This window comes from Bacillus sp. SIMBA_005, from assembly GCF_046535585.1.
Classification (GTDB): Bacteria; Bacillota; Bacilli; order Bacillales; family Bacillaceae; genus Bacillus; species Bacillus pumilus.
Genome location: NZ_JAWRWI010000169.1, coordinates 1 through 317, shown reverse-complemented (window position 1 = coordinate 317; position 317 = coordinate 1). Strand labels below are relative to the sequence as shown.

The window sequence follows — 317 nt, the reverse complement described above, 5'->3', positions numbered from 1 at the left end:
GCTGAAGCTCCTTTCAGCGTATCGGAGCTTCTCTCTTAAACAGGGCTTCGGCGTACTCTTATCCGTCACTCGAGATTCGTATGTATTCTACTCGAAATTATAGACAAGCAGAACCCGAATGTCAATGTTCCGTCCTGATCCGCAAAAAGTGAATGGCCGTCACTTTTAAAACGGCTGCCGCCGGAACAGCGAGAATCATGCCGGGAATGCCCGCGAGCTCTCCTCCGGCAAGAAGCGCAAGCATGATCACGACGGGGTGCATTCTGAGACTTCGCCCGACAATGAGCGGGCTCAAAATGTTTCCTTCTATAAATTGA

At 50.5% G+C, this 317-nt stretch carries 1 protein-coding gene; it reads right to left on the bottom strand.

The window, feature by feature from the left end:
• Nucleotides 1–121: 121 nt before the first annotated feature.
• Nucleotides 122–317: AI-2E family transporter (locus SB660_RS19605; protein ID WP_410583923.1), on the bottom strand; the 196-nt coding region annotated here is incomplete at its 5' end.